Raw genomic sequence first — 20,003 nt, forward strand, 5'->3', positions numbered from 1 at the left:
GAGCGAGCTGTTGCGCGACCTGCCTGCAGGCGCGCGAAAGAACCAAGGCGGGACGGCCCGCCACGCGATGATCTCGCGTTCCACAGCCGACGGCGGCCCAGTGTGCAAACACTGGGTCGCTTTTTTTTTTGCGTTTTTCAAGTGAGGAGTGATGCGATGCCCTGGATCTATCTGCTGCTGGCCGGCCTGTTCGAAATCGGTTTTGCCATGGGCCTGAAGTACAGCGACGGCTTCGCCCGCCTGTGGCCGACCGTGCTGACGATCGGTCTGGCGGGCATCAGCCTGTGGTTCCTGACCCAGGCACTGAAGACCATTCCGGTCGGCACCGGTTACGCGATCTGGACCGGGATCGGCGCGCTGGGCGTGACCATCGCCGGCATCGCGTTGTTCGGCGACAGCGCGTCATGGTCGCGTCTGGCCTGCATCGGCCTGATCGTGGCCGGGGTGATCGGGCTGAAGCTGGTGGGCTAGTCGTGGTCAGTCCTGCGTGGTCAGCCCCACTGCGTGGGCCTGACCCCCCAAGGTTTGCGTAGCAAACCTTGGGCCCCACTTCGTAGCAGCCTATCCCCCCGCCTTCGGCGCGCCCCCTTAACAAAGGGGGCTCTGCTCCAGTGGGGTGTTGCGAGGTGTGGGCATGGTTTGCTGGGCGCCGCCGGCCGCCGGCCGCCGGCCGCCGGCCGCCAATCCCCAATCCCCAATCCCCAATCCCCAATCCCGCCGGCTACAGCCGGTACGCCACCGCTTTCATCAGCTTGGAGGCCAGGGCCATGGCGCTGGGGATCGGGGGCGGGAGGAGGCGCGCGCCGGCCTGTTCGGCCTGGTCGGCGTGGCGGGCTTCGTCGATCTTCATCACGCGCAGGATCGCGCGGCTGCGCTGGTCGACCTCGGGGAGGGTTTCCAGGTGTTCGTCCAGATGGGCTTCGACCTGGCGCTCGGTTTCGACCACGAAGCCCAGGCTCCAGTCGTCGCCGCGCAATCCGGCCAGGGCGCCGAGCGCGTAGCTGCCGGCGTACCAGAGCGGGTTGAACAGGCTGGGGCGGCTGTCCAGCTCGTGCAGGCGGTCGGCACACCAGGCCAGATGGTCGGTTTCTTCCTGCGCCGCCTCCAGCAGATGGTGCTGGGTGTGGGCATCGCGGGCGACCGCGGCCTGGCCAAAATACAGGCCTTGCGCGCAGACTTCGCCGACGTGGTTGATCCGCATCAAGCCGGCGGCGTGGCGACGCTGGTCCGGTTCCAGTGCGACGTCGGGGGTGTCAGCGGCCGGGTTGGGCCGCTCGGCGGGCGGATTGCCGAATACCGTGTCCAGCGCGCGCTGGGCTTCGACCAGCAGCCGGTCGAGCGGGCTATGCAGTCGGAAAGAGGAGATCTGGGTCATGCGTCGATTCTGGCCCCGGACCGAGCCGCTGCCAACCGCCAGCGCTCCGGCCAGCCGGCGACTTGCGTGGCCTTGTATCGTCCCGTACAATCCCGCCTCTTCTGTTTCGCCTTCACAACGCGTGGCAAAGTTCCAGCGGTCATTGCCGCTGCAATCCGCCCGACCACTCAAGAGTTTTCTCATGACTACGTTCACCGCCAAGTCCGAGACCGTCCAGCGCGACTGGTATCTCGTTGACGCCGCCGGCAAGACGCTCGGCCGTCTGTCCACCGAACTGGCCCGCCGTCTGCGCGGCAAGCACAAGCCGGTTTATACCCCGCACGTCGATACCGGCGATTACCTCGTGGTGATCAATGCCGAAAAGATCGTGGTCACGGGCAACAAGCTGAAAGACAAGAAGTATCACCGCTTCACCGGCTACATCGGTAACCTCAAGACCGAGAGCCTGGAGCAGGCGCTGGAGCGCCACCCGGAGCGCGTGATCGAAATCGCCGTCAAGGGCATGCTGCCGAAGGGCCCCCTGGGCCGCACCATGTACCGCAAGCTCAAGGTCTATTCGGGTGCCGAGCATCCGCACGCCGCCCAGCAGCCGCAAGTTCTGGATATCTAATCATGGCTATCACGCAAAACTACGGCACTGGCCGCCGCAAGTCCTCCACCGCTCGCGTGTTCCTGCGCAAGGGTACCGGCAACATCACCGTCAACGACCGTCCGCTGGACGAGTTCTTTGGCCGTGAGACTGCACGCATGATCGTGCGTCAGCCGCTGGAACTCACCAAGAACACCGAAAGCTTCGACATCCTGGTCACCGCCTCCGGCGGCGGCACCACCGGTCAGGCCGGTGCGATCCGTCTGGGCATCGCCCGTGCACTGGTCGAGTACGACGAAACCCTGAAGTCCGAGCTGCGCAAGGCCGGCTTCATGACCCGTGACGCTCGCGAAGTCGAGCGTAAGAAGGTCGGTCTGCACAAGGCCCGTCGCGCGACCCAGTTCTCCAAGCGCTGATCCATCGCGTTTGTTGCGTCCCGGTTCGCCGGGGCGCCTGCTTCAAAAGCCCGGCCATGCCGGGCTTTTGTCGTTTTGGGGTCTGCGCAGTGGGCGCCTGCAGTCGGTGCCTGCGATGTGCTGGGTTGCGAGGCAGGTTTCTTTGGCCGGGCCTGGCGGCTTCCGCAAACGCTGGGTGGTCATCTCGTAGCAAGTGGCAGCGGTGGCGGCGCCTGCGCGCGGCGGCCGGGGTGCTGCTTGCGAGTGGCCAGTTCTGCGGGTGGTGCCTCGCCTGGCTGGCGCAGCATCCCTTCCGGACGAGGGCGGGGTGGGGCGTCGCCTGCGGCGATCGCTATTCGACCTCGGGGCGGGTTGCGCGCGCGCCCCATTCCCGCTGTGCTGGGCAGAAGCAGTTGGGCAACAAAAAAGGCCCGATCGTCAGATCGGACCTTTCGTGTTTGGCTGCCCCGGATGGATTCGAACCACCGATGCCTGAGTCAGAGTCAGGTGCCTTACCGCTTGGCGACGGGGCAATAAAACGTGTTGGGCCAAGATTATTGCATGCCTGTGTGCGCATGAACACCTTGGTGGCTATGGGTGGACTCGAACCACCGACCCCAGCATTATGAGTGCTGTGCTCTAACCGGCTGAGCTACATAGCCTAGGGAGCCGGTAATTCTTACCAAGCGCTCGCGTGTTGTCAAGCATTTCGTTTTCAGCTTGTGAGCCGGCCGTCGCCGTGGCAGAGTCGGTGACAGTAGATTTTCAGGAGTCCGCATCGTGATCGATCCGGACGGTTTCCGGCCAAACGTCGGCATCGTGCTGATGCGAGAGGATGGTCAGGTGTTCTGGGCACGACGTGTGCGCAGGGACGGCTGGCAGTTCCCGCAAGGTGGCATGAATACCGATGAGACACCCGTAGAAGCCATGTACCGCGAGTTGCGCGAAGAAACCGGGTTGTTGCCCGAGCATGTCGAATTGCTCGGTGCCACCCCTGGGTGGCTGCGCTATCGCCTGCCGAGCCGGGCAGTACGGCGCAACGAGCGTCAGGTCTGCATTGGCCAGAAGCAGGTGTGGTTCCTGCTGCAGTTCATCGGCCACGAATCCCATCTCAAGCTCGACCACACCGACACGCCGGAGTTCGATCACTGGCGCTGGGTGGATTTCTGGTATCCGGTCGAGCATGTGGTGATGTTCAAGCGCGGGGTCTATGCGCGCGCGCTGCGTCATCTGGCACCACTGGCGCAGACCATCGCGGGCTCGGCGGCGGTCGGGGTGATGCCCGAGCGCGCGCTGGAGGCCTGGTTGCCGGGCAGCAGCGCGGCCGGGCACGACAGTCCGCGCAAGCGCCCACGCAAGCGGGGCGGGCCTCGCGCGGTGCGGATTAATAATGATTAACGTTTGGAATTGACACCTATTCTCGTTTGCGGTGCAATCGGTACCGGTCCTCTCCGGATCGCCAGCACCCGACCGATACCGTGTACGTCTGCATCTGTAATGGGGTCACCGACCACCAGATCCGCGAAGCGGCCGAGAATGGCTGCGCCAGCCTGGCCGAGCTGACCATGCGCACCGGCTGTGGTTCGAATTGTGGGTCATGCCTGGAAATGGCGGGCGACGTGCTGAGCCAGGCCCATGCGAGCCGCGCCCTGCCGCTGCCCATACTGGGACTTGCCAGCGCTGCCTGAGCGTTTCGGCGCGGTGCCGACAGCAGCTGCTGGAAGCAGGTCGCCGGGGTTGCTGGGTCCCACTTCCGTTTTACCCTCGCGCCACTAAGGCGCAATCGATGGGTCGCCTTCCTGGCTGCCGGTCACGCGGTCGGTCCGGGATCGACTGCAGTCATGGTCGATCGGCAATCTGCAACGATCATTCGGCGAATGATCGATGGGAGCTCCGCTCCTGCGACAGGCCGGATGACGGCCCACCCGGGATCGGGCAGGCGTCGCGCAACTGATCACGATTCGCGTTCCTTCATGCGCCGCGGCAACGCGCTACAGTGCGGCCGGCTCACTGTCTCGGAGACATCGCATGAAGGGCGATACCAAGGTCATCGAGTACCTCAACAAGGTGCTCTACAACGAACTCACTGCGATCAACCAGTACTTTCTGCACGCCAAGATGCTGAAGAACTGGGGCCTGAAAGAACTGGCCGAGCATGAGTACAAGGAATCCATCGACGAGATGAAGCATGCGGACAAGCTGTCCGACCGCATCCTGTTTCTCGAAGGACTTCCGAATTTCCAGGCGCTGGGCAAGCTGCGCATCGGCGAGAACCCCACCGAGATGTTCCGCTGCGATCTTGCGCTGGAGCGCGAGGCGGTTGCGGTGCTGCGCGAGGCCGTGGCCTATGCGGAAACCGTCAACGATTACGTGAGCCGCCAGCTGCTGGTGGACATCCTGGAGTCGGAAGAAGAGCACGTCGACTGGCTGGAAACGCAGCTGGATCTGGTGGCGCGCATCGGCGAGCCGAATTACCTGCTGACCAAGCTGGACGACTGAGGCGCTCGGTGCGGTGCTGGTCGGCGGTGTGCCGGGATCAGCGCAAGAGGGGCTGAGTCAGTAAGCGTCTGCACTGCTGGGGAGCATGCAGGCGCTGCGGGCGCTGCATGGGTGTCGCGCTGTCGCTGTGATTGGCCGCATGTGGCTTCGCGCGCGACCTAAGCCGCGCCCCAGCCCGCGTTTGCGACGCGGGCGCTCTAGGGCACGCGCGCCAGTGGCGCGCAAACCCTGCCTTCTCGCCCCGGCGCGAGTGAGGCGAGATTTTTCTTTTCGGGATGTCTTCGACTGTGTTGCCTGGCGGTTCTGTCGTCGGCTGCAGGCTTGCGCGGTCAGCCGGCGGCGCGGGTCTTGGCCTGCAGGCGGGCGACCTGGCCGAGCAGCGCCAGGCGGGCGCGTGCGTATTCGGCGATGACCAGCGCCACCATCACCGAGGGGCGTTCGATGGTGCCGGTGCGCGCGGCCAGTTCGATCCGGCGCGCGGCATTGGCCAGCGCCTGGGCGCCGACGTTGGCGCTGGAGGATTTGAGCGTATGCGCCAGATCGCGCAGCTGCATGCTGTCGCGGTTGGTGGCTGCGGTTTCCAGGCGCTCGATGATGCCCGGCGCGTCTTCCAGGAACAGCTGCAGGATGGTGATGGTGTCCGCGCCCGCCACCTCGTACAGCTCCTCGATCACGCTGTTGTCCAGGATCGGCAGGGCACGTGCCTGTGCGACGCTGCTGGTGCTTTCGGGGTCGCCTGTGGCCTGGCTGCCGGTGGCCGGGCCAGGCAGCAGCGGTTGGCGCGGCAGCCAGCGTTGCAGGCAGGCGTAGAGCTGCTCGCGGGCAACCGGTTTGGACAGATAGTCGTCCATGCCGGCGGCCAGGCAGCGTTCGCGATCGCCGGCCATGGCGTTGGCGGTCATCGCCACGATCGGGATCGGGCGGCCACCGCTCTCGGTTTCCATCGCGCGCCAGCGGCGGGTGGCGGCATAGCCGTCCAGCACCGGCATCTGGCAATCCATGAAGACCATGTCGTAGCGGGTGGACTCCATGCTGCTCAGCGCGGCTTCGCCATCGGTGGCGGTATCGGCGTCGAAGCCGAGCACGGCCAGCAGCTTCTGCGCGACCAGCAGGTTCACCGGGTTGTCCTCCACCAGCAGGATGCGCACGTCGCGCGCGTTGGCCAGCGCCGGCGCCATCGGATCGGGAATCATCGCCGCGGCCAGCGTGGCCGCGTGGGCCGGCCTTGGCTCGGGCGGCAGCACCAGCGAGCGCAGGGTCTCGTCCGGGCTCTGGCGCGGCACCAGGGTGGCATTGTCCTGCAGCTCGGACGGCACCGGCTCGTCGCCGTACAGCCAGATCAGGCGCGCGCCGCTGAGGTCGTCCGGGCGCGCAAGTGCGCGATGCACGGCGCGTGCGCTGTAGCGCAGCGTGTCGTGGTCGGCGATGACGCAGCGGAAGCCTTCGCTGTCGCTGTGGCGACGCACCCGCTCCAGCGCTTCCTGGGTGGTTTCCATCAGCACGTGCGACACCCCCCAGCTGTCGAGCAGGCGCTTGAGGCGTTGCGACAGGCGGGTGTCGGAACTGATCACCATCACCCGCGCGGCATCGGCGCCGGTGTTGTGCTGCAGGTCGCCGATGACCTTGAGCAGCGGGATTTCGAACCAGAACGTGGCGCCGCGCCCGGGTTCGGACTCCACGCCGATGCGGCCGCCCATCAGGTCGATGATGCGCTTGCAGATCGCCAGTCCCAGGCCGGTGCCGCCGTACAGGCGCGTGGTGGAGGCGTCGGCCTGGGCGAAGGAGCGGAACAGGCGTGCCTGCTGATCCGGGGCGATGCCGATGCCGGTGTCGCGCACCTGGAAGCGCAGCAGATGCTGGGCGCGGGTTTCGCCCAGGCGACGCAGCTGGATGTCGACGCTGCCGCGCTCGGTGAACTTGATCGCATTGCCGATCAGGTTGCCCAGCACCTGGCGCAGGCGGATCGGGTCGCCGCGCACCAGCAGGCGCACCGACGGTTCGATATCCAGCCCCAGGCGCAGCTGCTTGCCTTCGGCGGTGCGCTGCAATAGCTGCACGACGCCGTCGAGCAGCTCGCGCAGGTTGAAGGTGGTGATCTCCAGTTCGAGCTTGTTGGCTTCGAGTTTGGAGTAGTCGAGGATGTCGTCGACGATGCGCAGCAGCTGCAGCGAGCTGCCGGTGGCGGTCTGCAGCATGTCGCGCTGGTCCAGGCTGAGCTGGCCGCTGGAGATCAGTTCCAGCATCGGAATGATGCCGTTGAGCGGGGTGCGGATCTCGTGGCTCATGGTGGCCAGGAATTCGCCCTTGGCCAGCGTGGCGGCCTCGGCGGCCTGCTTGGCGCGCAACAGTTCCTGTTCGAGCTCGCCGTGACGCTGCAGCTCCTGCTGCAGGCGTTCACGGGCAATGTCGGCTTCTTCCAGGCGTTGCGACAGGGCGTGTTGCGCGCGCGCGCTGCGGTAGCCGGCAACGGCAGCGCATAGACCGAATACCACCGCCAGGGCTGCAGAGAGCGCCGTCACTGCGCGCCACGGCCCGTCGATGGCCGACCACTGCAGGCCCGCACCCAGCGCAGCGACCAGCGCGGTCAGCGTGGCCAGGCTGCTCCAGGCGCGGAGGCCTCCTGCCCGCGCTGTCACTCAGAGCACCGCGTTCGTGAAGTCGAAGTCCAGTTCCTTGCCGACCGTCTGCACCAGGTTGCCCTGGATGAAGTCCACGCCGCTCATCCACATCGCCGCGGCCGCCTGCGGATCTTCGATGCGTTGGCCGATGATCAGCAGGCCGCGCTGATGGGCGATATTGATCACGCTGCGCAGTTCGTCGCGGACTGCCGCGTTGCCGTGAGCATCGGCGAAGCGGTTGGCCATGCGCACGAAGCTCAGCGGCAACTGGTCTAGCAGCGCGTTGGCCTCGTCGCCGGGCTCGAACTGGCTCAGGCAGAACTGCACGCCGGCCGGCATCAATTTGGCGCAGAACTGCTGCACGGTGACTGCGTGGATCAGGGCATCGTCCAGGCGCAGGTCGACAATCAACGATTGCCCGGCCACGCCGCGCTCGAGCAGCGCCTTGAGCAGCCAGTCGGCAAAGGCATCGCGCGCCAGCGTGCGCGGCGACTGCGACACGAACAGCCGCAGCGGCGGGTGCGCGTGCTGGTACAGATGCAGCAGGCCGAGCGCGTGATCCATGACCTGCTGGTCGAGATCGGCGATGCGTCCGGCCGCTTCGGCGGCGGGAATCACCTGGCCGGCCGACAGCAGCGTGCCGTCGGCCTGGCGCAGCCGCAGCAGCACCTGGTACTGCGCGGTGTCGCCGCCGGCCACCGCCACGATCGGTTGATAGGCCAGTTCGAGCTGGCCTTCAACCAGGCGCAGTTGCTCCTGTTGTTCGGCCTGGCTGGGGGCCAGATAGGCCTGCACGCCGTCGCTGCGCAGGCGTGCCTGCAGCGCGGTGCGCTCGACCGCTTCCAGCGCGCTGCCGGTGTCGTCGAAGCCCAGGCCCAGCGGTGCCACGCCGATGGCGCAGCGCACGTGCACCGATTCTTCCTCGCGCACCGGGAAGGCATGCGCCGACAGCCGCTGGCGGATCTCCAGCGCGTACTGTTCCAGGCTGGATTCGGGCATGCCCACGCCCAGCAGCAGGAAGCTGTTGTCGTTCAAGCGCGCCAGTGGATACGGGTGCGCGGCGCTGGCCAGGCGATGCCCGGCCTGGGTCATCAGGCGCTCGTAGGCGGCATAGCCGTAGCGCTCACGCAGGCCGAGCGCGCTGGCGATTTCGATGAAGAACAGGCCGCCGGCCTGCTTGCGCGCCAGCGCATCGGCCAGCAGTTCCATCACATGGCCGCGCGTCGGCAGGCCGGTTTCCGGATTGCTGCGCACGCTGACCGGTTCGCCGGCCTGCTGCAGCGCCTGTTGGCGTGCACGGCGGATGCGGTTGGACACCGCCGCGATCAGGTGGCGTGGGCGGATCGGCTTGGTCAGGAAATCGTCGGCGCCGCTGTCGAGCACTTCGAACTGACGTTCCGGATCCGGGTCGCCGGTCAGGAACACGATCGGCAGCAATTGCTGGCCCGGCTGCTGGCGGATCAGGGTGGTCAGGCGGATGCCGTCCAGCTCGGGCATGTGCAGATCCATCAGGATCAGATCCGGGTGGTAGTCCTGAATCGCCTGCGGCACGCTGGCGGCGGTCATTTCCACCTGTGCATGCATGCCGGCGCCGTGCAGCACGCTCTGCGCAAACAGCGCCTGCGAGCGGTCGTCCTCGACGATCAGCACGCGATACGGCGCGTCGGCGGCGACGTTGTCATCGCCCTCGCGCGAAGTTGAGGCAGTCGTTGATGTCGGCGCTGCGGCCGTCGCGTGCGCGCTGCTGCCTTGAGCAGCGGACTGCGCTGGCGCCATCGGTACGATCATTGCGGGTGCGGCAGCGAGCGCAGGCGCCGGAATGATGGCCGCGCTCACCGGCTCGGCAACGGTGGACGCCGCCGCGGCCTTGTCGGCCCAGCGGCGCCAATAGTCGGCTGGCGGCGTTTCGGCGCGCAGTGGACGATTGCGCGTGGCGGTGTCGTCACGGGTGAAAGGAACCGGATCTCGGGCGGCCATCGATACTCCCTGCAGTCGCGATGATTATGCGATGAACTTCACGATAGCGGGGAGCGACGTGCAGCCGGCGTGGTGGTGGAACGCATCGGCGCGACCAGCCGGCGCATGCCCCGCCACAGCAGTCGCCAGACCCACCACACCACCAGCGTGGCCAGCACGCTGGAGCCCACCGCAACACTGAGTGCCAGCCACGGGTGCGCCAATGCCAGCGCTAGCGCGGTGGTGGTGATGGTGTCTTCGGCCAGCGAGGCGACCCAGTTGCTGGCCGGTTCCGGCGAGGTGTTGAGCAAGGCGCGGGTGCCGGCCTTGAGGGTATGGCTGGTCAGCGCCACGCCGGCGCCGGCGGCCAGCACGCCGGTGCTCAAATCACCGTCCGGCGACAGCGTGGCCGCGGCCAGGAAAGCGCCGGCCGGCACGCGTGCCAAGGTCTGCAGCAGGTCCCAGCCCGAATCCACGCCGGGGATCTTGTCGGCGAAGAATTCGGCCACCGCCAGTGCACCGGAGGTGCCCAGCACCCACCACGACTGTGCCGGGTGCAGGGCGGGCGGCAGCTCGATCCAGCCGAGCAGGCCGGCAAGGCCGACACCGAACACGGTGAGATAGACACGGATGCCGGCCAGCCAGGCCAGCAGGATGCCGATCACGAACAGATGGGCTTCGCTCATGGCGTTGTCGATCCCTGCAAACAATTGCAGAACTATCGCAGAACTTTGGGATAACCGCCGGTCCAGCGCCAGCACGACGGTCAGTGGCGCTCTGGCACACTACGCCGCCCATGACTGCGCCGGCCCGTCCGGACCCGATGCCCATGCGACCAGCCGCACGCGTTCAGATCGTCCAACGTGATTCCGGCGGTGGCCGTTCCCGCGGCCGCTGGTTGTGGCTGGTGATCGCACTGGTGTGGCTGGCGTCGCTGGGCGCGGCGTGGTGGATGGCCAGCCGCACTGCCGCGCCGCGTCTGGTCCAGGCCGAGGCGGCGCTGCAGCAGGCGCAGCGCAACCAGGCCCAGCAGCGTCGGCAGATCGCGCAGCTGCAGCAGCGCCAGGTCAACCTGGCGATGTCCGACAAGATCAGCCGCGCCGCCAATACCGAGGTGCAGGCCTCGCTGGCCGAGCGCGACGAGCAGATCGCCGCGCTGCGCGCGGATGTGGCGTTCTACGAGCGCCTGGTGGGCTCCACCGCACAGCGCAAGGGGCTGAACGCGCACTCGGTGCAATTCACCGCCGAGGCCGGCGGCACCTGGAACTACAGCGTGGTGCTGACCCAGAACCTCAACCGCGGCGCGATCAGCCAGGGCCAGCTGCGCTTTGCGGTGGAAGGCGTGCGTGCCGGCAAGCTGGTCACGGTGAGCTGGAACGAGCTGCACCAGAAGCCGGATGCGGCCGGGCAGCCGTACTCGTTCCGCTATTTCCAGCAATTGGACGGCAGCGTGATCCTGCCGAAGGATTTCACTCCGCAACGTGTCAAAATCTCCCTGAGCGGCGATGGGGCGCCGGTCAATCAGACATTCGACTGGAAAGTCGCCGGGAATGGCGCGGGGGAGTAGCTCATGTTCGGAAACAAATCCAACCGTGGTGCGCAGACCGTGGTCGACACCTTGATCGGGCCGCAGGTGGTCATCCGCGGCGACCTGATGTTCAGCGGCGGGCTGTATGTGGAAGGCCGCATCCTGGGCAAGGTGATTGCCGAAGACGGCGCCAGCGCCACCTTGACGGTGGCCGAGCAGGGCAGCATCGAGGGCGAGGTGCGCGCGCCGGTGGTGATCATCAATGGCCAGCTGACCGGCGACGTGCATGCCGCCGAGCGGGTCGAACTGGCCGCAAACGCGCGGGTGCAGGGCAATGTGCATTACCAGGTGGTGGAGATGAGCGCCGGCGCGCAGCTCACCGGCCGCCTGATCCATGCTGCCACCGCCGGCGCGACCGCCGCGTTGCCGGCGCCGGAGGCCGGCCGCGCCGAGCCGGTCAAGGCCTTGCAGGCCGAGACTGCCGACGCCTGAGGGTGTGGCCTGCAGCTGAAGCGGGCGCCAGATTTGGCAAGCAGCGCTTGAAGTGGGGCCGCCTGGCCCCCATGCTGGCGCCATGAGCAGGCTCGTTTCGCTTCCCACCGCCGCCCCGGCCCCGGACTATCAGTCCATCGACCGGCCGCTGAACTTTTCCGTGGCCGCCGCCAGCAAGGTGCGCGAGCTGATCCAGGAAGAAGGCAACGCCGAGCTGGCGTTGCGTGTGTACATCCAGGGTGGCGGCTGTTCCGGCTTCCAGTACGGCTTTGAATTCGACGAGAACCGCGCCGAGGACGACCTGGCCGTGGCCACCGACGGGGTGACGCTGCTGGTGGACCCGCTGAGCCTGCAGTACCTGATGGGCGCCGAAGTGGACTACACCGAAAGCCTGACCGGGGCGCAGTTCGTGATCCGCAATCCGAACGCCAAGACCACCTGTGGGTGCGGTAGCAGCTTCAGCGTCTGAATCGACGCGGTTGCTGCCGCCTGGTTGTTTGTGTGTGATGTTGCGGTCGGGTCGCGGGCAATCTGCTGCCTGCGACGTTCTCAGGTCTGACATGGTGCGGTGATAGCGGCAGTCGCGTGAGTGTGTCGATACGGCCTCACGCTGTGCGCAGCTTGCGCGCGCTGTATGACTCTTGATGCGACGCGTGTTGCGGGTCAACGACACCGCAGCCGGGCGGATTTTCAAAACGCCGATCTATGTGATCCACGCACTGCGCAGATGCTCGCCGATGCACCGGCGAAGCGCCACGCGCTATCGATGTACATGTCCAACGCGCTGTGAACATTCGCCTGCTGCGGGGTTCGCCATGCGCGCGCAAGCTTCGTGCGCGCGAGCTGGGCCGCGTGCGGCGATGGCGACACATGCACGCATGCCCAGCGCTGGTGCCAGCACATGCCGGTTTGGATTCATGCATCGCGTCTTGTCTTGCGTGACGCGCGCGGGCGGTCGCCACTGCGCTGACCGAGCGTGCCACGCACCGCGCCGATCCCACCCCACGGCGCAGTCACCGCGCTGCCCAGCCCGCGGACGTTGATCGCGCAACGGATCTCGATCCTTCGACACGCCAGTCCCCTGCCCATTGCAGTCATCCACGAGAGAAGCCTCACCATGTTGCAGATCAGATCCCGTTCGACGCTGGGCCTGCTGGCCATGCTTGGTATCGCCAGCGCAGTGCTTGCACCCAGCGCGCAGGCGTCGCCCGCACGCGGCAGCTTGCTCAGCAGCAACTTCCTGACCAGCTACACCCGGGATGCGATTGCCGCGTTGCTCACCTCCGAGCCGCAGGCCGAACAGCCCAGATGCAACGTGCGCGTGGCCGAGTTCAGCTATGCCACCGCCGGTGTCGATGGCGAGCCGGCCACTGCGTCGGGCGTGGTGCTGATTCCAGGTGGCGAGCGTTGCACCGGGCCGTATCCGTTGCTGGGCTGGGGGCGGTCGACAGCGACGATCCGCAATGAGGAACAGGCCAAGGACATTCGTGACGCCAAGGGCGACGACCCGCTGGTCACAAGGCTGGCCAGCCAGGGCTATGTGGTGGTCAGCAGCGATTATCTGGGGCTCGGTCAATCCAGCTACGGCTTCCATCCCTACCTGCATAGTGCGACCGAGGCCAGTGCGACGATCGATGCCCTGCGCGCGGCACGCAGCGTGCTGCAGCGCTTGAAAACGCCGTTGTCCGGCAAGGTCATGCTGTCGGGTTATTCGCAAGGCGGCCATGCCGCACTGGCAACCCAGCGGGAGATCGAAGCGCATCTGTCCAGGGAGTTCCATCTGGTTGCCAGCGCGCCGATCTCCGGGCCCTACGCGCTGGAGCAGACCTTCGTGGACAGCTGGAGCGGGAGCAACGCGGTTGGCGAAAGCAGCTTCGGCATCATCCTGGGCAGCTACGCGATCGTCGCGATGCAGCACACGTATCGCAATATCTATCTGGCGGCCGGGCAGGTGTTTCAGGATCCGTGGGCGGCCCGGGTCGAGGCGCTGTTCCCCGGCAAACTGGGCCTGACCGATCTGGTCCTGGGCGATACGCTGCCCGGGATCGACCAGCTCAAGGCGTACTTCCAGCCCGGGTTCTATCGCGACTTTGCCAGCAACCCCGGCAATCCGTTCCGCAAGGATCTGGCGCGCAACGACCTGCTGGACTGGGCGCCACAGACGCCGACGCTGCTATGCGGTTCGTCCAACGACGCCACCATCCCGCTGAAGAATGCGGTGACCGCGATTGCCGCTTTCAAACGTCGCGGCAGCACCCAGGCAGCGTTGGTCGACATCGGCAGTGGCGACCCCAACGACAACTCGGCGTTCGTGCATCTGACCACCAACGAACCGTGCATCGTCGCCGTTCGGCATCAGCTGCTGGACAAGCAGCGCTGAGGCCGGGAGGGCGTCTCGCTGACAGCGCTGGATGATCAGCGCGTCCAGGATCGGCGCTGGACGCCTCGCCCTGCGATGGAGCCTTGTCGCTGTCACTGGCGACAGGGCTGAAGATGCCGGGACTCGGACCCGGATGGCTGCGACACCATGTCGATCGCACGTGGCCTGCTCTGCAATGTAGCGCGCAATGTGACGCACTCATGACTGCCCGGCGGGCGCCAGGTGGTGTCGACGTCTGAACGCGCGCCGCCGGCCGGGCCTGCATTGATGGTGCGCTGCTTGCGGGCGATGCCGATTATCGGCAGGCTTGCGCCGATGTCAGAGTCTTCTTTTTCAACCTCCGGTTTTGCCTTCACCCATGCGCCGCTGGATCGTGGCGATCTGTTGCGTGACGATCCCGCGGCGCTGGCGCGTCTGTGGCCGCATGGCCGCGTGCTGCTGCTCGATGCCAAGGGCACTGCACTGGCCGATGCGGATGGCCAGCCGCTGCTGATGGACGGTGCCGCGCTTGGCGACGGGCCGGACGGGGCGATCTTTCTTGGGCTGCGCGATGACGTCGGCTGGTTCTGCCTGCCATCCGATGTGCTCGGTGTGGAAGCGCCGCAGCGCATCGACCTGCGCCAGGGTGCCGCCGATTGGCCGGCAGACATATCCACTGCTTTTGCCTATGCGCGTGCGATGTTGCACTGGCAGTCGCGCACGCGCTTCTGCGGCGTCTGCGGCGGGGCGATCGCGTTCCGCCGTGCCGGCTTCATCGCCCATTGCACGCAATGTCAGACCGAGCATTACCCACGCGTGGACCCGGCGATCATCGTGGCGGTCAGCGATGGCGCGCGCTTGCTGCTGGGGCGGCAGGCAAGCTGGGCGCCGGGGCGTTATTCGGTGATTGCCGGCTTTGTCGAACCCGGCGAGTCGCTGGAGCAGACCGTGGCGCGCGAGGTGTTCGAGGAAACCCGCGTGCAGGTGCAGGACTGCCGCTATCTGGGCGCGCAACCGTGGCCGTTCCCGGGCGCGTTGATGCTGGGCTTCACCGCGCGCGCTGCGGCAAGCGAGGTGCCACAGGTCACCGGTGAGCTGGAAGACGCACGCTGGGTCAGCCATGCCGAGATCACTGCGGCGTTGGCCGGCGAAGGCCAGATCGGGCTGCCGCCGCGCATTTCCATTGCGCGGGCGCTGATCGAGCATTGGCATCGCGCGCATGGTTGAGCCGTGGCGGGCGCTGCAGCGCAGCCAGATTGGGTGCGCCTGCATCGGCTCGGCTAGACTCGGCTGAGGAGGCCCACCCATGTTCACCACCCTGGTTGCTGTCGTCGTCGCACTTGCGTTGGGCCACCTGGCGCCTGCCCAGGTGGCGCGGCTGCGGCGTTTCGAATGGTTCGGCCAGTGGCTGCGCCGGCTGGACAGCCATGCCGCCGGGCGCGGTGCGTGGCAGGGGCGCTATGGCGTGGTGCTGGCGCTGTTGCCGGCCTTGCTGGTGGTCGTGCTGCTGCAATGGCTGCTGGACGATGTCTGGCGCGGGCTCTGGGCCTTGCTGTTCGGCGTGGCGGTGCTGGCCTGGACCTGGGGGCCGCGCGATCTGGACCGCGATGTGGAAGCGGTGATCGACGCCGACGAACCAGGCGCGCGCCGCGATGCGATCGCGCAGCTGCAGGCCGCCGGCGGCAGCGTGCACGAGGATGCGCCGTCGCTGGTGGAAGCGGTGGTGGTCAACGGGCTGCGGCGCTGGTTCGCGGTGCTGTGGTGGTTTTTGCTGCTGGGGCCGTTCGGCGCGGTGCTGTATCGGCTGACGGCGCTGGCGGTGGAAAGCCCGCTCTCGGCGCTGCTGCCGCCGCGCAACCTGGCCGGCGCGCGCTGGCTGCTGGCCGCGCTGGAATGGCCGGTGGCGCAGTTGATCACGGTGTCGATGGCGCTGGTGGGCAATTTCGACACGGTGTTCCGTGCCTGGCGGCAGGCGCATGGCAACCGCTGGTCGCTGGAGCCGCATTTTCTCGGTGCGGTGGCGCGTGCCAGCGTCAGCGCCGAACTGCGCGAAGAAGCGCACGACTACACCGATTCGGGGCTGGTGCCGGTCTGGCGCCGCCTGCCGGAAGTGCGCGATGCGATGAGCCTGGTGTGGCGCGTGCTGCTGCTGTGGATGGTGGTGCTGGCGTTGCTGGTGATTGCCGGCTGGGTGCGGTAGGCGCGCAGCCTGATTTCGATCGCGCGGCTGTTCGCGACCTGCTAACCCGGTGCCAGCAAGGTAAACGGGTACCAAGGCAAATTCCTGGCAACCCAGTACGTCGGCAACGCCCATAACCAGAACTTCGGCTCGGACATGACGGCCACGACGGGTGCGAACCAGCGCGCGCGCCAGCCGGCTTTCCAGGCGATCAGGCCGGGCAGGGTGATCAGGCCGAGCACGGCGGCCGGGTTCATGGCGAAGGCGCCGGGCAGATCGAAGTGCACCAGCGCATACAACGCGCGGGTCATGCCGCAACCGGGGCAGTAGCAGCCGGTCACGGCACGGAAGACGCAGGGCGGGAACGGGCTGTTGCTCGCGTTCGGATCGAAGCGATACAGCAGCGACACACCGAAGGCGGCCACGCTGGTGGCCGCCCCGAGTCCAAGCCAGTGGCGTGGACGCAGTTCCATTACTGCATGTGCTGCAACTGCTGCATGTAGTCCATGTAGCCCTGCATGCCGCCGGTGGCGACCATGCCGATGTTGATCAGCAGGCCGATGACGGCCAGCACGCTGGTCACGATGCACCAGGTCTTGGCGGTGTTGGAGGCGCGACGTGCGCCGTCAATGTCGCCCTGGTTGAGCAGGCCGTTGACCTTGCTGGAGAACACGATCGCCACGATGCCGGTGATCAGGGCCGGGCAGCACAGGCAGAAGCCGAGCACGGTGGAGACGATCGCCCAGATCAGGTGATTGGGAATCGGGCCCGGTGCGGCGCTGGGCGAGGGATGGATCGGCGGTGGGATGGCACTCATGGTGAAGCTCCTTGGGTGGTAAACAACAGCGAGATGTTGCAGCGCGTGGGGAAGGCAGCGATGGGCCGCGCAGGCAGCGTCCACCGATCACGGCGAACGCGTCTGACACGGTGATGTGGCGTACGACGACTTCCCCCGGTCCTTCTTGTCGCGCCCGCTAGGCGAGCGCAGCGGCAATGCGTGCAATGGCGCACAGGCTACTCGCGGCACGCGGCGGACGCAAAGCCCGCGCGGCCGCAGTCACGGCTGATCCTGGCGCAGTGCACGGACCTGCTGTTCGAGCAGCGCGGCGGTCGCCGCGTCGCCGGGAACCGCTGGGCCGGCGGCCACTTCGATATGCGCGCGCACCCGGCGCGGCACGCGCATGCGGCCCAGGCGGGTGTCGCGGCGGCTCCACATGCTCGACCACATGCCACGCAGTGCCATCGGAATCACCGGCACCTGGCGGCGTTGCAGGATCTTTTCCACGCCCGACTTGAACGGTGCGATCTCGCCATCCCGGGTCAATGCGCCTTCGGGGAAGATGCACACCAGCTCGCCGTCGGCCAGCGCGGCATCGATACGGTCGAAGGCCTGCTGCATCAGCGCGGGGTCTTCGCGCGCGCCGGCGATCGGGATCGCCTTGGCGGTGCGGAAGATCCAGCGCATCACCGGGATGCGGAAGATCTTGTAGTACATGACAAAGCGTACCGGGCGCGGAATCACTGCCGACAGGATCAGCGCGTCCATGTAGCTGACGTGGTTGCAGACCAGCAACGCAGCGCCTTCGTCGGGCACGTGGCGGTCGATGTCGCGCGTGCGCAGCCGGTACAGCACGCTCACCAGCACCCAGCTGAGAAAGCGCATCAGGAACTCGGGCACCAGGGTGAAGATCCACAGCGCCACCAGCGTATTGGCCAGCGCCAGGGCCAGGAACACCTGCGGAATGCTCAGGCCCGGCAGCGGGATGCGCACGCCGAACAGCACCAGCTGCGGCAGCTGCAGCGCGATGCCGATGATGGCGGCGGTGACGATGAACAACGAATTCTGGATATTGAGCCCGGCGATCACGCGCGAGAGCTCGGCCTTGGGCGTGCGGCTCTGGATCAGCGCAAACAACGGCACCACGAACAGACCGGTGAACAGGCCGATGCCGACCAGATCCACGATCAGGCGCACGCTGCCGGCCTGCTGCACGAACTGGCCGATCGACAGATCGGTGGCCGGTGCAGCACCGGGACGCGCGAAGTACAGGTCCAGCAAAAATGCGCTGATGCCGAACGCGCCCAGCGGCACCAGGCCGATTTCCACGGTGCGTCCTGACAGCCGCTCGCACAGCAGCGAGCCGACACCGGTGCCGATCGAAAACAGCGCCAGCGCGAACACGTACAGATCCTGCTGGCCGCCAAGATTGACCTGCGCGTAGGTGGGCAACTGCGCGGTCAGCACGGTGCCGACGAACCAGAACCACGACACCCCGAGCACGGCGTTGCGCACCGCCGGCGTACGCCGGGTCAGGCGCATGATGGCGCGCGATTCGGGGATGGGGTTCCAGTTGATCTTCAGCTCGGGCGCGCCGGCATCGACCTTGGGCACCAGCCGCGCGACCAGGTTGCCGGTGACGGCAATCGCAATCACCGCGGTGGCCGCGGCGATCGGCCCGTGGCTGCCGGCGATCTGGAAGATCAGCCCGCCGAAGATCATGCCGCACAGGATCGAGATCGAGGTGCCCATCTCGACCAGGCCGTTGCCGCCGGTGAGTTCCTCCGGTTTCAGCACCGAGGGCAGGATCGAATATTTCACCGGCCCGAACAGCGTGGACTGCAGGCCGGTGCAGAACAGCGCAACCAGCAGGATCACCATGTTCTCGGTGACAAACCCCACCGCTGCCAGCGACATGATCGCAATCTCCATCGTGGTGGTGATCACGATGAGTTTCTGCTTCTCCAGCTTCTCGGCGATCTGCCCGGCCAGCGCGGAGAACAGGAAGTACGGCAGGATGAACAGTGCCGGCGCCAGATTGGTGTACAGCGTGCGCTGCGCCGCATCGATGCCCAGGTAGAACAACAGGCCGATGATGGCCTGCCGATAGACGTTGTCGTTGAACGCGCCCAACGCCTGCACGGCGAAGAACGGCAAGAAGCGGCGCTGCCTGAGCAGGGCGAACTGACTGTGACCGGACATGCAGTTTCCTTTGCGAACGCGCGCAGCCTAGCAGGCTTCCACGGCGCGCTGGTGCATGCAGACGCGCTCAGCGTGGCGCGCGTGCCGATGGCGCACGTCGCGCGACCTGGGCGCGCAGCAGCGCCATGAAGGCCCGTGCGGCCGGGGTGGGATCGGGCCGCCACACCGCATAGGTCAGAAAGCCGAAGCGCTCCTTCAGCGCAACCGTCACCACCCCGCGCATGGCCGTGGCCATGGTCTGCGGCACGATGCCCACGCCCAGGTCGGCGGCGACCAGTTCGCGCATCAGGTCGGCATGGGTGACCTCGTACTGCTGGCGCTGCCGCAAGCCGGCCTGCGCGAAGGCCGCATCGACGATGCCGCGCACGCCGGCGCCGGCGATCAGCCCGGCCATCGGTTCGTCGTCCAGCTCGGCCAGCGCCACCCGCTTGCGCGTGGCGAAGCGATGGGTGGGCGCCACGATCAAGGCCAGGGCTTCCTCGTGCAGCAGCAGCCGCTGTTCCGGCACCGCGACCTGCGGGCCGACGCCGACCAGGGCCACATCCAGCCGGCCTTCGCCCAGGTCGTGCAGCAGGGCCTCGCTCATGGCGGTGCGCAGGTGCACGTCCACCCGCGCATGCGCGCTGCGAAAGGCGCGCAGCAGCGTCGGCAGCTGCACGGTGGTGAGCGAGGAGATCTGCCCCAGCGTGAGCCGGCCGCGCACCGTGCCCAGGGCCTGGGCCATTTCCTCGTGCAGGCGCTCGGCCGCGCGCAAGGTGGCGCGGGCGTTGTGCAGAAACACCTCGCCGGCTGCGGTGGGCCGCACCTGGCGGGTGCCGCGCTCGAACAGGCGCGCACCGAGGGATTCCTCGATCTTGGCGACCTGGTGGCTGAGCGCCGATTGCACGGTGTTGCACCGGCGTGCGGCGGCGGTAAAGCCGCCTTCCTCGGCCACGGCCACGGCGAACTCCAGTTGGCGCAGGGTCAGCATGCGATCTCCAAACGCGATGGACACGGTGAAAACAATACATTGGAAAGATGCCGCGTCGCTGCC

At 67.0% G+C, this 20,003-nt stretch carries 20 protein-coding genes and 2 tRNA genes; 12 read left to right on the forward strand and 10 right to left on the reverse strand.

Annotated elements, in window-relative coordinates; all coding sequences use genetic code 11:
* Nucleotides 1-156 precede the first annotated feature (156 nt).
* A complete protein-coding gene (locus XARJCFBP2528_RS08705; protein WP_016902426.1) occupies nucleotides 157-471 on the forward strand; it encodes a DMT family transporter in 315 nt (104 codons plus the stop codon).
* A gap of 250 nt (nucleotides 472-721) precedes the next feature.
* Here XARJCFBP2528_RS08705 and coq7 read toward each other — a convergent pair whose 3' ends face one another.
* Nucleotides 722-1,375: a 2-polyprenyl-3-methyl-6-methoxy-1,4-benzoquinone monooxygenase gene (gene coq7 / locus XARJCFBP2528_RS08710; RefSeq protein WP_016902425.1), complete on the reverse strand. Its 654-nt coding sequence runs from the start codon at nucleotides 1,373-1,375 to the stop codon at nucleotides 722-724.
* Nucleotides 1,376-1,556: 181 nt separating this feature from the next.
* Here coq7 and rplM point away from each other — a divergent pair, with 181 nt between their 5' ends.
* Complete coding sequence (rplM, locus tag XARJCFBP2528_RS08715; protein WP_016902424.1) at nucleotides 1,557-1,985, forward strand: 50S ribosomal protein L13; 429 nt, start codon at nucleotides 1,557-1,559, stop codon at nucleotides 1,983-1,985.
* Nucleotides 1,986-1,987: 2 nt separating this feature from the next.
* Entirely contained in the window at nucleotides 1,988-2,380 is a 393-nt protein-coding gene (gene rpsI, locus XARJCFBP2528_RS08720; RefSeq protein WP_016902423.1) for a 30S ribosomal protein S9, read from the forward strand.
* 438 nt (nucleotides 2,381-2,818) lie between these two features.
* On the opposite strand, the gene XARJCFBP2528_RS08725 is transcribed toward rpsI, so the two are convergent.
* Both XARJCFBP2528_RS08725 and XARJCFBP2528_RS08730 read right to left on the reverse strand, forming a co-directional pair.
* Nucleotides 2,819-2,892: transfer RNA gene (locus XARJCFBP2528_RS08725), tRNA-Gln, on the reverse strand.
* A gap of 52 nt (nucleotides 2,893-2,944) precedes the next feature.
* Nucleotides 2,945-3,021: transfer RNA gene (locus XARJCFBP2528_RS08730), tRNA-Met, on the reverse strand.
* 118 nt (nucleotides 3,022-3,139) lie between these two features.
* On the opposite strand from XARJCFBP2528_RS08730, the gene XARJCFBP2528_RS08735 reads away from it, so the two are divergent.
* The 3 genes from XARJCFBP2528_RS08735 to bfr all read left to right on the forward strand — a co-directional run bounded on the left by XARJCFBP2528_RS08735 (nucleotide 3,140) and on the right by bfr (nucleotide 4,858).
* On the forward strand, nucleotides 3,140-3,757 hold the full coding sequence (locus tag XARJCFBP2528_RS08735) for an RNA pyrophosphohydrolase (RefSeq protein ID WP_016902422.1): 618 nt from the start codon (nucleotides 3,140-3,142) through the stop codon (nucleotides 3,755-3,757).
* A gap of 80 nt (nucleotides 3,758-3,837) precedes the next feature.
* The gene (locus tag XARJCFBP2528_RS08740) at nucleotides 3,838-4,047 is read left to right on the forward strand and encodes a (2Fe-2S)-binding protein (protein ID WP_026064302.1); all 210 of its coding nucleotides are present in this window, start codon (nucleotides 3,838-3,840) and stop codon (nucleotides 4,045-4,047) included.
* A gap of 340 nt (nucleotides 4,048-4,387) precedes the next feature.
* A complete protein-coding gene (gene bfr, locus XARJCFBP2528_RS08745) occupies nucleotides 4,388-4,858 on the forward strand; it encodes a bacterioferritin (protein ID WP_016902421.1) in 471 nt (156 codons plus the stop codon).
* Between the two features lie 329 nt (nucleotides 4,859-5,187).
* Here bfr and XARJCFBP2528_RS08750 read toward each other — a convergent pair whose 3' ends face one another.
* From XARJCFBP2528_RS08750 to XARJCFBP2528_RS08760, 3 genes are read right to left on the reverse strand one after another with little or no spacing between them, the layout of a single operon-like run.
* Nucleotides 5,188-7,455 (reverse strand): ATP-binding protein, encoded by a 2,268-nt coding sequence (locus tag XARJCFBP2528_RS08750; RefSeq protein WP_026064301.1) that lies wholly within the window; start codon nucleotides 7,453-7,455, stop codon nucleotides 5,188-5,190.
* A 39-nt stretch (nucleotides 7,456-7,494) separates the two neighbouring features.
* Nucleotides 7,495-9,453 (reverse strand): EAL domain-containing protein, encoded by a 1,959-nt coding sequence (locus tag XARJCFBP2528_RS08755; protein WP_047124585.1) that lies wholly within the window; start codon nucleotides 9,451-9,453, stop codon nucleotides 7,495-7,497.
* A gap of 38 nt (nucleotides 9,454-9,491) precedes the next feature.
* Nucleotides 9,492-10,118, reverse strand: coding sequence for a DUF4126 domain-containing protein (locus XARJCFBP2528_RS08760; RefSeq protein WP_024938188.1), 627 nt, complete (start codon nucleotides 10,116-10,118; stop codon nucleotides 9,492-9,494).
* A gap of 143 nt (nucleotides 10,119-10,261) precedes the next feature.
* Between XARJCFBP2528_RS08760 and XARJCFBP2528_RS08765 the strand changes: the two genes are divergently transcribed.
* From XARJCFBP2528_RS08765 to XARJCFBP2528_RS08790, 6 genes are all read left to right on the forward strand, one after another.
* Nucleotides 10,262-10,999, forward strand: a complete 738-nt coding sequence (locus XARJCFBP2528_RS08765; protein WP_087962299.1) for a DUF6776 family protein — start codon at nucleotides 10,262-10,264, stop codon at nucleotides 10,997-10,999.
* 3 nt (nucleotides 11,000-11,002) lie between these two features.
* Nucleotides 11,003-11,452, forward strand: coding sequence for a bactofilin family protein (locus tag XARJCFBP2528_RS08770; RefSeq protein ID WP_016902416.1), 450 nt, complete (start codon nucleotides 11,003-11,005; stop codon nucleotides 11,450-11,452).
* An 82-nt stretch (nucleotides 11,453-11,534) separates the two neighbouring features.
* On the forward strand, nucleotides 11,535-11,921 hold the full coding sequence (gene erpA, locus XARJCFBP2528_RS08775) for an iron-sulfur cluster insertion protein ErpA (RefSeq protein ID WP_016902415.1): 387 nt from the start codon (nucleotides 11,535-11,537) through the stop codon (nucleotides 11,919-11,921).
* Between the two features lie 648 nt (nucleotides 11,922-12,569).
* The gene (locus XARJCFBP2528_RS08780) at nucleotides 12,570-13,832 is read left to right on the forward strand and encodes a lipase family protein (protein ID WP_016902414.1); all 1,263 of its coding nucleotides are present in this window, start codon (nucleotides 12,570-12,572) and stop codon (nucleotides 13,830-13,832) included.
* 315 nt (nucleotides 13,833-14,147) lie between these two features.
* Nucleotides 14,148-15,038 carry an NAD(+) diphosphatase gene (nudC, locus tag XARJCFBP2528_RS08785; protein WP_016902413.1) on the forward strand — a complete coding sequence of 297 codons (891 nt, stop codon included), beginning with the start codon at nucleotides 14,148-14,150 and terminating at the stop codon, nucleotides 15,036-15,038.
* A 79-nt stretch (nucleotides 15,039-15,117) separates the two neighbouring features.
* The gene (locus XARJCFBP2528_RS08790) at nucleotides 15,118-16,011 is read left to right on the forward strand and encodes a membrane protein (RefSeq protein WP_016902412.1); all 894 of its coding nucleotides are present in this window, start codon (nucleotides 15,118-15,120) and stop codon (nucleotides 16,009-16,011) included.
* Nucleotides 16,012-16,052: 41 nt separating this feature from the next.
* Here XARJCFBP2528_RS08790 and XARJCFBP2528_RS08795 read toward each other — a convergent pair whose 3' ends face one another.
* The 4 genes from XARJCFBP2528_RS08795 to XARJCFBP2528_RS08810 form a co-directional block, all read right to left on the reverse strand.
* Entirely contained in the window at nucleotides 16,053-16,463 is a 411-nt protein-coding gene (locus XARJCFBP2528_RS08795; RefSeq protein ID WP_016902411.1) for a DUF2752 domain-containing protein, read from the reverse strand.
* Nucleotides 16,463-16,807, reverse strand: coding sequence for a CD225/dispanin family protein (locus tag XARJCFBP2528_RS08800; protein WP_016902410.1), 345 nt, complete (start codon nucleotides 16,805-16,807; stop codon nucleotides 16,463-16,465). Before XARJCFBP2528_RS08800 ends, XARJCFBP2528_RS08795 begins: the two co-directional genes overlap by 1 nt.
* Before the next feature lie 240 nt (nucleotides 16,808-17,047).
* Nucleotides 17,048-18,970, reverse strand: coding sequence for an MFS transporter (locus tag XARJCFBP2528_RS08805; RefSeq protein ID WP_016902409.1), 1,923 nt, complete (start codon nucleotides 18,968-18,970; stop codon nucleotides 17,048-17,050).
* Nucleotides 18,971-19,037: 67 nt separating this feature from the next.
* On the reverse strand, nucleotides 19,038-19,940 hold the full coding sequence (locus tag XARJCFBP2528_RS08810) for a LysR family transcriptional regulator (RefSeq protein WP_047124586.1): 903 nt from the start codon (nucleotides 19,938-19,940) through the stop codon (nucleotides 19,038-19,040).
* Nucleotides 19,941-20,003 lie beyond the last annotated feature (63 nt).

Source organism: Xanthomonas arboricola pv. juglandis (genome assembly GCF_001013475.1).
In the GTDB taxonomy this organism is placed as follows: domain Bacteria; phylum Pseudomonadota; class Gammaproteobacteria; order Xanthomonadales; family Xanthomonadaceae; genus Xanthomonas; species Xanthomonas arboricola.